This window comes from Syntrophorhabdaceae bacterium, from assembly GCA_028698615.1.
Lineage (GTDB): Bacteria > Desulfobacterota > Syntrophorhabdia > Syntrophorhabdales > Syntrophorhabdaceae > Delta-02.
Genome location: JAQVWF010000053.1, coordinates 1 through 14,803 on the forward strand (window position 1 = coordinate 1; position 14,803 = coordinate 14,803).

Genomic DNA, 14,803 nt, shown 5'->3' on the forward strand with positions numbered 1-14,803 from the left:
CATCACTGCTTTGCGATATCCACCATAAGATGCTGCTATTGATGCCGTCCGATGACTGTCCAACGCGGGGCAATTGCAGGGTCCGGGCTCAGCCGCCAGAGGACAGGCAATCGTTTTTCTGCTACAATTGAGTCTGAAGGAAGGATACATCAATAACGCCACGGCTGGAATGGAGGCGACCTTGGAAAAGCAACCTGCGTTTCATGCAACAAATGCGGTTTGGGTTTGTCCAGAAACCTGCCTTTGGCCTGCTACGTCAAAGAATAATGGAGCATTCCGTGATGAGGCCCGGGATGCATGACCGCCGCCGGCAGACCTTCCGCCCGCTGGTGTTGCAGCGTGGAATCCGATGGGGGTTTTCCCCGGTGCGCACCCCTGTATATGGAAGCCGCCATTTTAGCCCTTGCAAATTACGTGAAGCTGCAGGAGAATTGAAACGATGACGGCGTAAACGGAAGCCGCCCGGTACTTTGATCGGGGATTCGAAACCTCGGGGAGGTTGATCATGCCGCAGATCCCGCCGTTCTATCTTGAGATACTGCAAAAGGTCGTCAGTTCGGTTATCATTGCCTGCCTTGCCATCGTTGTGAGCCGTATGGCGGGAAGGCTTCTGAAAAAGCGCGTGAAAGATGCGTCTGAAATACAGACGTTGAGCGTGCTTGTCCGCAAGATCACATACATTTCCGCCGCCGTGATAATTCTCGTGGTGATCTTCGGGTTGGGAAGCAATTTTGCGACCATTATCGGCATCCTGGGAGCGGGCGTTGCCTTTGCTTCACAGGAGGTGATAGGCTCCTTTGCCGGTTACCTGAACATAATCACCGGCAGCATATTCAGGATCGGTGACAGGATAAGGATAGGCAACGTCATTGGGGATGTTCTCGACATCAGTTTGCTGCGAACAACGGTCATGGAGATCGGTGAATGGGTGAAGGCCGACCAGTATACGGGCAGGGTGGTAAGCGTGGCAAACCGCGTGGTCTTCTCCGACCCCGTTTTCAACTACACACAGCACTCACATTACCTCTGGGACGAGATCATGGTCCCCGTTACCTATGATACCAATTGGCGCCGCGCCGTCGAGATCATACTGGCAAAAGGACAGGAACTGACACAGGGATTTCATGCTGAGGCAAAGATGGAGTTCGAGGAGATGGCAAGGAAATATCCCTCCCTCCACTCGGTGCCCGTTGAACCATCCGTCTACATTGCCATGACGGACAACTGGATTGAACTGACATTGCGTTATATCGCCGAAGCACGGGAGCGCAGATCGATAAAAGGGCAGATCCACGGTGAGCTTCTCAAGTCTTTCGGCGAAGAACCGGAGATCACGGTGGCATCGGTGACCGTCGATATAGTAAGAATCCCACCGTTAAAGATCAGCAATCCTGCTTCTCCGGGTAGCGGTCCCTGATACCGGTCAAGCCTTCAGCGGGGAAACGGTTCCGGTTCCCCCCCTTGGCCCGGGGCGCGGCACAAAGATTTGCTTTTTGGGTGTGAAAGGGTGGACAATAGGGCGAGGTTCACACCATGGTAGTTCCAATATTCCTTCCCCATTCAGGCTGCGGGCAGCGGTGCATCTACTGCCACCAGGGTTATATAACCGACATAGGCGTTGGGGATCTCAAGACAAGGATTGACAGTGCGCTCAAGGGCCGTCGCGAGGTTTGCGAGGTCGGTCTCTTCGGGGGGAACATCTTCGGGATAGAGCCCGCCTCCCTGGAGGGGCTTTTTTCTTTGTTCGCCGAGCACCGCAATGTTATAAGCGGTTTCCGCCTCTCCACGAAGCCGGTTCCTCTCGTGGACGAGACCATCGACATCCTCAAGAGAAACGGGGTGGATCTTATCGAACTCGGCATTCCCACCTTCAACGATGCCATTCTTGCCGCCGTCAACAGGGACCATACGGCGCAAGACCTTTATTGCGCGTATGAAAGATTGGGCGGCGAGGGGTTCAGGCTCGCCCTTCAGTTCATGGTGGGCCTGCCCGGCGAGACAATGAGCGATATCGAAAGAACGGTAGAGGACATGGTGAGGCTGAGGCCGGAATACATTCGGATCTATCCCCTTGTAATTCTCAGGAACACACCCCTCTACGGCCTTTATGAAAGGGGAGATTTCAAGCCCATATCCTTTGATGATGCCCTCGAAAGGGCCTGTTTTATCTATGTCAATGCGTTAAGACATGACATTGATGTTGCCAACGTGGGCCTCACGGACAATGAAATGGTGAGCGGCATGGTGGCGGGGGGATTCTATCATCCGGCTTACGGCCTTCTCGTGCAGTCGCGGATATTTCGGGGGGCCCTGGAAACCGCCCTTGGCAAGCTGACCTGTCCGAAAGAGGTGACCGTGACCCTCCACAAGAACGATATCCCCCTGCTTGTGGGACACAGGCGAGAGAACCTGAGATGGTTCTCCACGCTGGGAATAGCCCTCCGCTGGGACCCTTCGGGAACCGAACGGGGCGCTTTTGAGCTCGTAAGCGGGAGGGAAAGAGTAAAGGGTAAGGCAACGGGGAGAAGACGGAAAGAAGCGAATGGCCAATCGACCAGATCAGAATAACATACAAAGGTTCTTCACTGCTTGTTTCTCTTCTCCACATACATCAGTGTGTCTGCCTGAGTCATAAGTTCATCCAGGGAACAGGGTCTTTCGGGGTCATAGCGTGCTATGCCTATGCTCAGGGAGAGCGTGTAGTTTCTCCCCTCGGGCCTGTTGTAATTATCAAGTGTTTTCTGCAGGCGGTCCGTGAGGACTTCCCTGGCCTCATCGGTGGTATCTATTGTCAGGATGGCAAACTCGTCTCCGCCCATCCTTCCTATGATATCCGATTCCCTGAACACCTCCTTAAAGATCGCCGCAACTTCAACAAGCGCCATGTCGCCCGCCTGGTGGCCCAGTGTGTCATTGATCTCTTTCATCCTGTCCAGATCGGCAAAGAAGAGCAGCATATCTTTTTTTGTCCTCTCTGCTATCTTCAGCTGCTTCCCGGAGAGGGTGATGAATCCGCGCCTGTTGTACAGGCCCGTGAGCTCATCCGTGAGTGAGACGGTTTGGAGCTGCCGCTCAAGGCGCTTCTGTTCGGTGATGTCATCGCAGTTCATGATCTGCTCCCCTGTCTCGAGCTGGACAGGAATGAAGTTGATGATCTTTTCCGTACCGTCCTTGCAGTTCACCTTGAATATCCTTGGTCTTTTTTGACCCACCTTTGCCCGTTTCAGGTCTTCCACCCAGGCGGAGATAACTGTTTTGCGGTATTCGGGGTCGGGGTATGCCTTTTGGAACCATGCCCGCCCGTCAGGGATATCCTCCGTGCCATATCCGAACATCTCTTTGAACCTTGGATTGATGTAGGTAAAATGTCCCTTTGTATCGATCATGACCATTCCAAGGGGTGTGCTCTCGGAAAGGGTTAGAAACTTGTTCTTCTCGTTAAGAAGCGTTTCTTTGATATGCTTGCTTTCGGTGATGTCGATGGCAATTTCCAAACGAACCAGGCGTCCGTCGGTCCAGCGGATAGCCTGGTCCCGGCAGTTATACCATCTGCCGTTCTTTGTGTTCTGAAATTCCCAGCGATACACGCCCGTCGGGACTCCGGTACCCGACAGCAGCCGCTTGTTCGTGCAGAATTTGCATGGCCCATCCTGCCCTTTCTGGAGCGCCTCCCAGCATCTTTTCCCACCGATATCACCCCATTCTTTGCGGCCGTACTTGTTCAAGAACAAGAGCTCGTAAGAATCGAAGTCTGCCACATACACAAGGGCGTCAATGCTGTCCAGCACGGCCGTAAGGCGTATTTGATCATTTACCAGGCGTATTTGATCATTTTCGAGGGCCTCTTCCAAACGCTTGCGGTCGGTGATGTCTCTTACTGCTGCAAGAATGGCATCGGTATTATTCAGCATTATTTTTCTGAGAAACACCTCAGCAGAAAAAGTCCTGCCATCCTTGGGACGACGCGCCTTCCATTCAAAGATCCTCTCCTGCCCTCTCATGACAGCTTCCCATATTGCAGACAGGGTGTTTATAGGATTGTCCCGGGCGGAAAAATCCTTTTCAATGGTCATGGTGATAGCATCTTCACGGCATACCCCGTACATTTCGAGCACCTTGCTGTTCACATCGATGATTTTTCCATCTATGTTGTGAATAAAGATAGCATCATTGACACTATCCAATATTGTGCGGAGGTTACCCTCCGAAGTCTTCAGGGCTTCTTCGGCCAGCTTGCGGTCGGTAATGTCGTGGAAGATGCCCATAATGTAAGGAATGTCCCCAACGGCAATGCCGGTAGAGCCTATATCGGCATAGAAGATCGACCCGTCTTTTCTCAATACCGGCAGGTCCTCGGCAAGCGTCTTCTCCCCTTTTGCCTGCTTTTCAAACTCATCAAGAACCCGGGAGATATCCTCCGTGGGGTGGATATCATAGATGGTAAGATTTCTAATCTCCTCCTTTGTGTACCCCAGCATGGTACATATGGCAGCGTTTCCCTGAAGAAATGATTTCGTTATAGGATTAGCAAGAAGTATGCCGTCACTGGCATTATCAAAAATTGCCTTGAATTTCTCCTCGCTCTGCTTGCGCTCGGTGATGTCAAGGTTACTGCCTCGCCGTCCCAGGTAATCGCCGGTGTGACTGTATACGGCCTGGCACACGTGACCGATCCAACGCTCTTGACCGTCACGGGTGATGATACGAAAATCGAGTGCGGAAACATCGGATTTGTCCTGCAATGCGTCGTGAATATGGCTGGCCAGCAGGTGCTTGTCATCGGGATGAATGATATTTACCAGCAGCTCTGGATTTTGAAGAAATTCCTCAGCCCGATAACCGGAAATGCGCTCACAGGCAGGAGAAACATACACATATTTATTATCGGGGGCGAGCCAGTATTCCCAGGCATAGGTGAAGTCGGCAACTTTGCGATATCTCTCTTCGCTTTCCTGCAGTGCCTCCTCCGCCCGCTGGCGGTCTGATTCCGATTGTTCCAACTCTCTGATTCTCTGTTTTAAGAAGGAGATTTTTTCGATCAGGCCTGAAGCTGTTCCGGATGGATCTTTCATCTGGCCCCTTGTGGTGATGAATAGTGCCAATATATATTGTCAATATTATAGTAGATACGCAGAGTTGTCAATTGCGTGCCCCTGTAAAACATAATATGGATGACCGGAATTAATATTGGTTTCCATGTGGGGCAACATGTGAATGAGAAAAAGACTTTTGACGTGATCACTGGAATTTGGGAGATTGGTCGTTGTTTTCTAAATCCACGTTCTGATGAATTTGAAAAGGTAGTCGATCTTGAATATTCTCGAGGGTTCCAGGGAAAGGGCTTTTCGGTAGTGCTCCCGGGCCAGTTTCAGGTCTCCCGAGCGGTAAAATCTGCGGAACAGCTCGAAACAGCGATCGGCCGTGAATGCCGCCCGTATGTGGTCTAACCGGCCTTCAAAGCAGGGGTCGTCGAAGATGGCATCAACAAGGCCCATGCCCTGTTTCTTGAGATTCGGTATGTTATGGCGGAGGCTGTCGGGATGGCTGAAGGAGACAGCGGTCGGTCTTGAGAGGAAGCACCCCTTCCTTTCAAAAAATACTTTCGAAAAAAAGACGAGGTCCTCGCCGTTGTTGAGATCGATGGCGAACTCAAACTTTCTGGCGTGGCTCCCCCTCATCAGCACCGCCGATGTCGTGTAGGGTATGCGCTTGAGAAGAAGGTCTTCGCACAGCCCCCTGGATATAATATCCCTGCCTCCCTCGCCAGGGCGGAAAGACGTCCTGCCCGTGTCGTCCACCGAGCGGGCCGTTGTGGTCACGAAATCTATGTCCCCGTCGTCGAGCATGACGGCGAGGCGTGTCTCAACCGAGTCGTCGGTGAGATATTCGTCCGCGTCGAGAAAGCCAATGAAGTCTCCCTTCGCCAGCTTGAGACCCTTGTTGCGGGCGGCGGAAACACCCTGGTTCTCCTGATAATGGTACACGACCCTGGGGTCGTCGATCTCTTTCACCATCTTTCCGGTAGCGTCCGTAGAACCGTCATCAATGATGATGATCTCGAGGTTCCCGTAGGACTGGGTCATGCAGGACTCGATGGCCCGGGGCAGGTATTGCGCGTAATTATATGTGGGTATGATTATGGATACGAGAGGACTGTCCTTCGACATTGCTCATCGCCCTCTTTTTTCTTCCAGGGCCCGCAAAAGCACCGCTTCCATCTCGTCGGCGTTCCGGTCCATGGTGAAGGATTCCATCTTCCTCCGGGCGTTTCTCCCCATCGCCTCCTGCCTGGCGGGGTCCGTGAGGGCATGGATGGCCGCGCTCAGGGCTTCGATGTTCTCCGCCTCGTCGATGACGTAGCCCTCGTCGGGAGAGACGAAGGCACAGGCGCCGTTCCAGCGGGTGGTAATGACAGGCAGTCCCGAGGCCATGCCTTCCATCGTGGTCAGGGAACAGGCATCGTAGTAGGTCGGGTGGGCAAGCACATGGGCCTGTCGGTAGACCTCCTCCGGGGCCGATCGCTCTCCCGTGAACGTCACGCGGTCCCGGATGCCCGCCTTGTCGATGAGGCCTGAATACCTGTCTTTCTTTCCCCGGCCCATGATGATGAGGCGCACGTCCTTTCCCTGGCGCACGACGCTTCCCATTGCCGCAAGAAGGGGGGCCAACCCCTTGAGCCTGAAATTGCCCGCGCAGAAAAGGACCGTCGTGGGGCCTTCCGGCCGCTCGGGAGCCGGCCTGAAACGCTCCGTATCGACACCATTGTAGACGATGTCAAAGGCGTTCCTGTCGATGTGGTAGTATGCCGACATGTGGTCCCGGACCATGTCGGAGATGGCCACTATCTTCGTGAATCTGCCGTGTTTCACGGAGTATCCCTCCACCCAGCGCTGGATAGCCTGGTTAAAGCTGTGCCTCAGGAGGAAGGCCTTTATGTTCCGCTCGGCCCCTGCCTCATAACTTGCGATCTCCCGCTCCATCCAGATGGTCTGCACGCCCCCGTGGCTTTGGTAGACGTCGAGGTCAAGGACATTGCCATAGCCAAGCATTATGTCGGGACGGATCCTGTCCAGGGCCTGCCTGTGCGTCAGGGCGAAGGAGAGGTTCCGGCGCCACCGTGGAAAGGAATTCGTGCGCAGGAATACGAGCTTGACACCGGGCGTCTCGACGCCGTGGGCACAGAAGACACAGACCTCATGCCCTTTGCCGGCAAGCCTGCGGGCGAGATCGAAGGTGTAGCGTTCTGCGCCGCCCTTCTTGGGGTCGAAACTGTATATGGCAAGGCCGATCTTCATCTTTTGTCAACCTGCGCTGGCCGGGAACGTAGATAAAAGAGGCTCATGCGCGTTTTTCCATGGTCAGGAGGGACTCGTAGAAACTCTTCACGGCCTTTGCCTGGAGGCGAAAGTTCCATTCCGTGTCCGCGTGCTTTCGGGCGTTCTCGCCAAAGGCGCGCCTCATGCCGGCATTGCTGACGAGAAGCTCCATCTTCCCGGCAAGGTCGGCCGCGTCCCAGGTGCTGACGTAACCGGTCCTGCCGTCTTCGACGAGATCGGGCAGCATTCCCCTGTCGGAAACGATGGCGGGCCGGCCCATGCTCAGGACCTCGCGAAGCGCCCGGCCGCTGCCGTCGCTGCCTGCGCGCATCATAATGTAAAGGTCGAAGGTGTATATGACGGAAAAATAATCCTCGATGCGGTAGCCGGCGATGACGACATCCTTTTCGATACCCAGCTCCCTCAGAGGTTTCATGACGCTCGCCTCTATCTGGGAACTCCTGCCCACGATGACAAGCTTCACCTTGTCCACGCGGGATCTCAGCTCGGCAAAGGCCTTGAGGATGACATCGTAGCCGCGGTCAGGCTTGAGCCTGCCGATGACGCCGATGACGCGTTCGTCGGGTGCGATCCCGAATTCCCCGCGCATGTCCTTTACCGGGCCTTCGTAGGGTGTGATCCCCGGCGGCACGACACGAAGGCGTTCCTCGGGGAAAGCGAACTTTGTCCTGTCGAGCTCGGCGAGCCTCTTGCTGTAGGTTACCAACCCATCCGTTCTCGCCATGGCCCAGGACATGAAGAGGTTCGCGGGCAGTCCGTCACGTTTGTGGTCGGTCCTGACCAGCCGGGGGCGCTTCCTGAAGAATGAGAGCGCCGCCATGGCAGTGTAGTAATCGTGGGACAGGTGGGTGTGGACGATGTCGAACTTTTCCGTCTCCACATAAGGGCTGAATGTTGTAAGGTCATGGTACCAATCGCGGGCGGAGAAGTACCTGTTGAGCCTGAGCCCTTCGTAGCAGCGGATACCTCTTTTCATGGCCTCTTTGTCGACGGTCCTCTCGTGAAAGTCGATGGGTGTCTTTCTGTAGGCAAGGACGACGTCTACGCCCTCGTTTCCGAGGTTCTTGCAGAGGGACAGCACCGGTTCGGCAGGGCCCGTCCATTTCCAGTCGCTGAAGAGGTGAAGTACTTTCATTTTCCGTAAAACTCACCGATCGTCTGGCACACAAAGGCAATTTCGTCTTCCCGAAGCGATGGATAGAGAGGCAGGGAGATGATCTGCCGGGCCGATCTTTCGGCCTGCGGGAATGAACCTTCGCCATAACCGAGGTGGTCGTAGACCTTTTGGAGATGGATGGGCGTGGGGTAGTGGACAAGGGTGATGATGCCCCGTTCGCCAAGGTATGCCCTCAGGGCATCCCGTTCTTCCACGGCGATGACGTAGAGGTGATGGACGTGGAAGGCATACGGTGCCTCGACAGGTCTCCGGACGGGCAGGCCCTCAAGGCCTTTGTCGTACAGCGAGGCATTGTGCCTGCGCCTTGCGTTCCACTCATCGAGATGGGGAAGCTTGACAGCAAGGAGCGCCGCCTGCAGTTCGTCGAGACGGGAGACAAAACCGTGGATGTCGTGGACATGCCTGTCGGATTGGCCGTGAGCGCGGAGCATGAGCATCCTCTTGAAGACGTCCTCGCTGTCGGTGACGACAATCCCGCCGTCGCCATAGCAGCCGAGGTTTTTCGTGGGGTAGAAACTGAAGGCGGCCGCGTCGCTCAATGTTCCCACGTTCCTGCCCTTATAGCGGGAACCGTGGGCCTGGCAGGCATCTTCCATGATCATGACACCGTACCTGCCGCAAACATCCCTCAACTCGTCCATCGGGCACGGCTGCCCGTAGAGATGGACGGGCACGCACAGCTTGACGTCATTCTCTCTTTTCAGGAGGTCTTCGAGTGCGGCGGGGTCCATGTTGAAGGAGTCCGCCTCGATATCGCAGAAACGGGGGACGAGACCGTTCTCGGACAGGGCCATTGCCGTCGCGATATAGGTGTTGGGGGTCGTGACGAACTTGTCCCCTCCTTTGAGGCCCAGGGCGAGGCCGCCTATCTTGATCGCGTCGGTGCCGCTTGCGACGCCGACGGCATACCTCGTGCCCACGTATGCGGCGAAGGCCTCTTCGAAGGACTTCACTTCCCTGCCGAGGATGAACTCCCCCGAGGAGAGCACCTTTTCGAATGTTCTTACAAGCTCCGCCTTGATGGCGGCGTGGTCTCTTTCTATGTCGAATATCCTTACGTTCACGAAACTGTACCGTCCTTTGCTTTAGATCGATCTGTCCGGGTTACCAGTATTGTTTCCTGTGTTTCCGGTAAAATTCTATGGTCTTCGCTATGCCCTTCTCGAGGGATGTTGCCGGCTGCCAGCCCGTCGTCCTCGTGATGCGGGTTATGTCCGCATAATAGTCGCCGGGCTCCACCTCTTTGCGCTCCTGGGTGAACTCGGTGAACCTCGTCTTGCCCGTCCCTGCAATGGCGACGATCTTTTCGGCAAGGTCAAAGAAGCTGACGGGGATCCCGGTGCCTACATTGAAGACCTTGCCGTAGGCCTCGTCCGAGGCCGCCACCTTGAGCATACAGTCCACGAGGTCTTCCACGTAGAGGAAATCCCTGAGTATCCTGCCGTCGCCGAAGACGGGTATCTCCTCGTTGTCGAGGGCCTTGCGGATGAACCAGTTGAAGACCCCGTATTCATCATGGGCCATCTGGTGGCGAGGCCCGTAGGTGTTGGTGATGCGAAGGCACGTTCCCTTTATCTTGTAGACGTCGTCGTACACAAGGACCATCTTCTCCGCCGTCAGGTTCGTCACGGCGTAGATGCCCTTGGGGTTAGTCGGGTGGTCTTCGTCCACGGGCAGTTTGACACTTGAGCCGTATTCGCCCCGCGTGCCCGCAAAAATGACCCTGCCGTCCCTGTTGTGGCGGCGCAGGGCCTCGAGGAGCACCAGTGTTCCCTGGCAATTTATCTCCAGGTCCTGAAGGGGGTTCTTCATGCTGTCCACGTGGTTGACCTGCCCCGCCAGGTGAAAGATATAGTCCTTCCCCTTGACGAGGTGGTTCATGGAAAGCTGGTTGCGGACATCGGAGATGTTGACCGTCACGTTGTCTGCAACGTCGCGTATGTTGAAGAGGTGGCCTCCCTGGCGCGGGAGCATGTTGTCGATGATGGTGACACGCGCGCCGAGCTTCACGAGTTCTATGCAGAGGTTGCTCCCGATGAAGCCGAGCCCTCCGGTGACAAGGACCTCTTTGTTATTGAACACCCTTCTTTCCTCCCTGGTCTTTCTCCATCTCCCACAATCGTGCGTGCTTCATGAAGACGTAGTACATCGTCGATGCCATGATGATGATCCCCGGAATGCCGTCGAGGAAGCCCATTTTGAAGATGTAATCCCTGAAGAATCGATAGATGGGACGCAGTATCATGTTAGCCAGGTGAAAGCGCCGTCCCACCGTCAAGAGGTCCCGCGCGTAGGCCTCGGAATACCGGTCTATGGTCCTGATCTGATGGGCCGTGTCCGCATAGGGCGTGTGAAGGTAGTGGTTCTTCATGTGCCCCACCCGTCCGTTCACGTGGACCTTTGCATGTATGCCGCCCTCCCAGCCGCCCCGGTCTTTCCTGTAGAGCCGTATCTCCCTGTCCGGGTACCAGCCCCCGTGCCTGATCTCTTTTCCAAGATAGATGTTGCGGCGGTCGGCGATGTAGCCATCGTTTTGAGAACCTGAGCCGAGAATCTCCTCCACCTCTTCCCTGAAGGCGTCCGTGAGCCATTCATCGGCATCTATGAAGAGGACCCAGCGGTTCCTGCAGTGGTCCTGGGCGTACTGGTATTTTTCCCGCTGGTCCGTCGTATCGTACTGCAGGACCTGCCCGGTGTGCCTGGAGGCTATATCGGCGGTACCGTCGGGGCTGTGGGAATCGACGACGATGACCTCATCCGCCCATCCGGCAACACTTTCGAGCGCCTTCGCGATGGTGGCGCTGTTATTGAAGGTGATCATGTACACGGATAGGGGTGGTCTCGCGTCCTCTTGTCTTTCCATTCTCATGTGGTCCGATGGTGTTACAATACACCAAAAAGTGTTTGAAATCAAATAAGAAGGCAGGATGGAGACAGCAGGATCCCGAGAAGATCAAAGGCAAGGAATTCGCTCTTATTTTCCTATCTTTTCCTGTCTCCTTATTTTTCTTTCAGATTCTTGATGATTTTGATTATGTCCCGCGTCGAGTGGTCCTTGGGGTCTCCGACTATGGCCACCCTTCCTCCGTAGGAAAGGACGATGTCCCGCTCGGGCACGTTTCCCTCGGTGTAATCGGTGCCCTTGGCATGGATATGGGGCTTGAGGGCGGAAAGGAGGTTCTCGACCGTGGGGTCGCTGAAGATGATGACATAATCGACGCAATCGATGGCCGACACGATCTCCGCCCGCTCGATTGCGGGAGTGACCACTTCCTTGCGCTTTCCGAGGCCGGTTACGGAGGAGTCGTCGTTCACGGCGACGATCAGGATATCTCCCAGTTCCCTGGCGCCCCGCAGGTACCGGACGTGCCCCACGTGAATGATGTCGAAGCACCCGTTCCCAAAAACAATCTTCTTCCCCGCGGTTTTTTCCTTTTCGATGATCCCGGTGAGTTCATCAAGATCAGTGACTATTCTTCCCATTGTCAGCCCATTCCTTCTGTCCGTCGATAAGTCCCTTTTTGCCGTCATCCCGGACTTGACCAGGGATCCGGCACAACAGAAGCAGGAAAGGTTCCTGCAGCCCGGAACCTGGAACCGTCTCTAAATCATTCCCCCATTCTCCAGCGACCGCTTCAGTTCCGGCACCGTCACTGTCGCGGTCCCGCGCTTCATGACCACGACTCCCGCCGCGTAGTTGGCGATGCGGGAGGCATCAAGAAATCCGGCGCCGCTTGCCAGCGATAGGGCCACGGCGGCGCACACGGTGTCTCCGGCCCCGGTGACGTCCGTTACGTCATCCTTGCCGGATATGGGGATGTGATGGACCTTGCCGTTCTTGAGAAAAAGCGTCATACCCCTGTTGCCGCGGGTGACAAGAAGCGCCGACAGGCGCATACCGGAGAGGACCCTTGCCCCCGCCTCCTCTATGGAGTCGTCGTCCTTCAAACCCGCCAATGCCAGGGCCTCCGATTCGTTGGGGGTGATCATCGTGAACCCGGCGTATTTCTTCAGGCCATACCGTGAATCGCCAACGACGATCTTGTCATTGGCGAGGATCTTCATGTATTCGATCACCTTGCCGGTCACGGCGCCGTGGCCGTAGTCGGAGACGATCACCGCATCGACATGGGGGCAGATCGCGGCGAGCTTTTCCATGAGCAGGCCCTTTTCCTTTGGGGTGTGCCTGCGGCCGTCGTCCTTGTCTATGCGGATGACCTGCTGTTTCGAAACGTGGGTGTCCCCGGCGAGGATCCTTGTTTTGGTCACTGTGTCGCCGCTCACCCGGATTATGCCTGTTGTGTCGATGTTCTTCCTCGCGGAGAAGAAGTCCATCAGTTTGCCGCCAATGGAATCGGTTCCCACGAAACCGACGGGATAGACCGTGGCCCCCAGGGCGGCGAGGTTATTGATGGTATTGCCGGCGCTGCCCGGGTAGATCTTCGATTCCTCGTATTTTACCACGACGACAGGGGCCTCCCTGGACAGGCGGTAGGGTTTTCCGAGGATGAAGACGTCGGCTATGATGTCGCCGACGACGCAGATCCTCTTACCCTTGAAGCGGTCGAGAAAACGAGCGAGAGTCGCTCTGTCCCCCCGTTCCGGATTCTTTCTCGGTTTTTTCACGTCATCTTCAGACACTCTTTTCAAGGATCTCCCCCACTATTTCAGCGATCTCCTGCGGCTTTATTCCTGTCATGCACCCGTGGTCCCCGTCGCACTTCTTCTTGTTGCAGGGGCGGCAGTCCATGCTTTTCGAAACGACACGGGTATATGTGCTGGGGTACCCGGTATACCGTTCGTCCATCGGCCCGGCGAGAACAACGGTTGGAACGGAGAGCGCCGCGGAGATGTGGCGCGGGCCGGTGTCGTTGCTCACCACGAAGGCCGCCCGTGACAGGCACACCTTCATGTCCCGTATGTTCATGGACTTGATCGCGGCGCGGTCTTTGGCGTGTATCCCTTCGTGGACCTTGCGGGCGAGATCGTCCTCGTTCCTGCCGGGAAGCATGTAAACGTTCATGCCGTACTTTTCGATGATCTCGTCCGCCAGCTCGGAAAAATACGCGGCGGGCCAGCATTTCGAAGGGCCGTATTGCGCACCCACTATCATGACGCCATAGGGCCTTGTCGTGTCGGAGAACTCCTTGTCGAACTTTGTTTCTTCATCGGCCGACACGGCAAGAATGGGCGCTTCAATAGACCTCGGCACTCCCAGGGTGTCCGCGATCCTGAGGTAGTGTTCGACGGTGGATTCAAGCCGTTCCTCTTCTTTCACCTTTATATTCAACATGAAGCCCCTCTTGTTCCGGGGATACCCTATGACGTCGCGCACCCTGAGATTGAAGAAGAAGAGTGCCGATCTGAACGAATGGGGAAGGGCAATGGCCCGGGCGAAGTTCACCCTGTTGAGTTTGTTTGTGGTCTCGAAAAAGAGGGTCAGGCCCTTTCCTTGAATGGTGACGAAACGATCAAAGAGTCCGAGGCCATTGTAAAGGTGTATCGCGCTCTCCTTGCCCATGGCCCATATCTCGTCTTGCGAATGCTGCCTGAGCGCATGGAGAAAGGGAACGGCCATCACCATGTCGCCCAGCCAGTTAGGCAGATATACTATCGTCTTTCCAGTCACTTCGTACGCCCATAAAAGGATTGTATCTCACAGTATAATGGAGTCCTCCCGATTTTTCCATTTCTTCGTTGAGTTCCTCCACTCTGCCGGGGATGCTCTCTTTCTTTTCGCGCCAGGTCTTCTCGTCCATGGCCTCGATCTCTTCGGCGAGGCGCCTGAAGCCTTCGGTATGTTCGAGGTTGGAGCGCGCGTTGACGAAGGCGCAGAGGACGGACTTGACCTTGTCGCAATAAAGGTCCACATCGGGCCCGAGCCTCATGCAGGTCTCGTCGGTGAAGTTGTCGAGTCTTTCCATCTCGTCGAGGTCGATCTGTCCCGAAGACCGGGCAATGGTGTACGCCTTTGTCCCTACAAAGGGGAAAAAGAGGGACCAGCGGAAGCGGCCGGGTTTGATGACGGCGAGAAGGTCTACGGTCTCCCTGATGTCCCCGATGGTCTCATAGGGAAGACCGAACATTACGAAGGCCGACGTGTGAAGCCCGTGTTTGTGGGCGATGGCGAAGGCGTCCTCGATGTGTTTGTTCGTCATGTATCGGCTCAATACCTTCCGGCGTATCCGGTCGCTGCCGCTCTCGAGCCCGAACTTGACGATGCGGCAGCCGGCGCCGCTCAGGAGGCGTGCCGTTTCCTCGTCGAAGATGCGGGCATGGGCGTTGCACA

At 55.7% G+C, this 14,803-nt stretch carries 13 protein-coding genes; 2 read left to right on the plus strand and 11 right to left on the minus strand.

What is annotated here, in order from left to right; translation table 11 throughout:
* Nucleotides 1–505 precede the first annotated feature (505 nt).
* On the plus strand, nucleotides 506–1,417 hold the full coding sequence (locus PHC90_12475) for a mechanosensitive ion channel (GenBank protein ID MDD3847156.1): 912 nt from the start codon (nucleotides 506–508) through the stop codon (nucleotides 1,415–1,417).
* Nucleotides 1,418–1,533: 116 nt separating this feature from the next.
* Complete coding sequence (locus PHC90_12480) at nucleotides 1,534–2,568, plus strand: radical SAM protein (protein ID MDD3847157.1); 1,035 nt, start codon at nucleotides 1,534–1,536, stop codon at nucleotides 2,566–2,568.
* A gap of 14 nt (nucleotides 2,569–2,582) precedes the next feature.
* Here the strand turns inward: PHC90_12480 and PHC90_12485 are convergent, their stop codons facing one another.
* The 11 genes from PHC90_12485 to PHC90_12535 form a co-directional block, all read right to left on the minus strand.
* On the minus strand, nucleotides 2,583–5,072 hold the full coding sequence (locus tag PHC90_12485; protein MDD3847158.1) for a PAS domain S-box protein: 2,490 nt from the start codon (nucleotides 5,070–5,072) through the stop codon (nucleotides 2,583–2,585).
* 198 nt (nucleotides 5,073–5,270) lie between these two features.
* A complete protein-coding gene (locus tag PHC90_12490; protein MDD3847159.1) occupies nucleotides 5,271–6,167 on the minus strand; it encodes a glycosyltransferase family A protein in 897 nt (298 codons plus the stop codon).
* 3 nt (nucleotides 6,168–6,170) lie between these two features.
* On the minus strand, nucleotides 6,171–7,295 hold the full coding sequence (locus PHC90_12495; protein ID MDD3847160.1) for a glycosyltransferase family 4 protein: 1,125 nt from the start codon (nucleotides 7,293–7,295) through the stop codon (nucleotides 6,171–6,173).
* Between the two features lie 43 nt (nucleotides 7,296–7,338).
* Nucleotides 7,339–8,472, minus strand: coding sequence for a glycosyltransferase family 4 protein (locus PHC90_12500; GenBank protein ID MDD3847161.1), 1,134 nt, complete (start codon nucleotides 8,470–8,472; stop codon nucleotides 7,339–7,341).
* Nucleotides 8,469–9,578 (minus strand): DegT/DnrJ/EryC1/StrS family aminotransferase, encoded by a 1,110-nt coding sequence (locus PHC90_12505; GenBank protein MDD3847162.1) that lies wholly within the window; start codon nucleotides 9,576–9,578, stop codon nucleotides 8,469–8,471. Before PHC90_12505 ends, PHC90_12500 begins: the two co-directional genes overlap by 4 nt.
* A gap of 40 nt (nucleotides 9,579–9,618) precedes the next feature.
* Nucleotides 9,619–10,596: a GDP-mannose 4,6-dehydratase gene (locus PHC90_12510; protein MDD3847163.1), complete on the minus strand. Its 978-nt coding sequence runs from the start codon at nucleotides 10,594–10,596 to the stop codon at nucleotides 9,619–9,621.
* Nucleotides 10,586–11,377 carry a glycosyltransferase family 2 protein gene (locus tag PHC90_12515; protein ID MDD3847164.1) on the minus strand — a complete coding sequence of 264 codons (792 nt, stop codon included), beginning with the start codon at nucleotides 11,375–11,377 and terminating at the stop codon, nucleotides 10,586–10,588. The genes PHC90_12510 and PHC90_12515 overlap by 11 nt, the downstream gene beginning before the upstream one ends.
* Nucleotides 11,378–11,514: 137 nt before the next feature.
* The gene (locus PHC90_12520) at nucleotides 11,515–11,997 is read right to left on the minus strand and encodes an adenylyltransferase/cytidyltransferase family protein (protein ID MDD3847165.1); all 483 of its coding nucleotides are present in this window, start codon (nucleotides 11,995–11,997) and stop codon (nucleotides 11,515–11,517) included.
* A 120-nt stretch (nucleotides 11,998–12,117) separates the two neighbouring features.
* Nucleotides 12,118–13,155, minus strand: a complete 1,038-nt coding sequence (locus PHC90_12525) for a PfkB family carbohydrate kinase (GenBank protein MDD3847166.1) — start codon at nucleotides 13,153–13,155, stop codon at nucleotides 12,118–12,120.
* Nucleotides 13,148–14,143 carry a lipopolysaccharide heptosyltransferase II gene (waaF, locus tag PHC90_12530; protein ID MDD3847167.1) on the minus strand — a complete coding sequence of 332 codons (996 nt, stop codon included), beginning with the start codon at nucleotides 14,141–14,143 and terminating at the stop codon, nucleotides 13,148–13,150. The genes PHC90_12525 and waaF overlap by 8 nt, the downstream gene beginning before the upstream one ends.
* The coding region (locus tag PHC90_12535; protein MDD3847168.1) for a radical SAM protein at nucleotides 14,112–14,803 on the minus strand (692 nt) is incomplete at its 5' end. The genes waaF and PHC90_12535, both read right to left, overlap by 32 nt.

Coding starts and splice junctions, on each gene's coding strand:
- PHC90_12475 (MDD3847156.1), top strand. CDS start 506: ATGCCGCAGATCCCGCCGTTCTATCTTGAGATACTGCAAAAGGTCGTC.
- PHC90_12480 (MDD3847157.1), top strand. CDS start 1,534: ATGGTAGTTCCAATATTCCTTCCCCATTCAGGCTGCGGGCAGCGGTGC.
- PHC90_12485 (MDD3847158.1), bottom strand. CDS start 5,072: ATGAAAGATCCATCCGGAACAGCTTCAGGCCTGATCGAAAAAATCTCC.
- PHC90_12490 (MDD3847159.1), bottom strand. CDS start 6,167: ATGTCGAAGGACAGTCCTCTCGTATCCATAATCATACCCACATATAAT.
- PHC90_12495 (MDD3847160.1), bottom strand. CDS start 7,295: ATGAAGATCGGCCTTGCCATATACAGTTTCGACCCCAAGAAGGGCGGC.
- PHC90_12500 (MDD3847161.1), bottom strand. CDS start 8,472: ATGAAAGTACTTCACCTCTTCAGCGACTGGAAATGGACGGGCCCTGCC.
- PHC90_12515 (MDD3847164.1), bottom strand. CDS start 11,377: ATGGAAAGACAAGAGGACGCGAGACCACCCCTATCCGTGTACATGATC.
- PHC90_12520 (MDD3847165.1), bottom strand. CDS start 11,997: ATGGGAAGAATAGTCACTGATCTTGATGAACTCACCGGGATCATCGAA.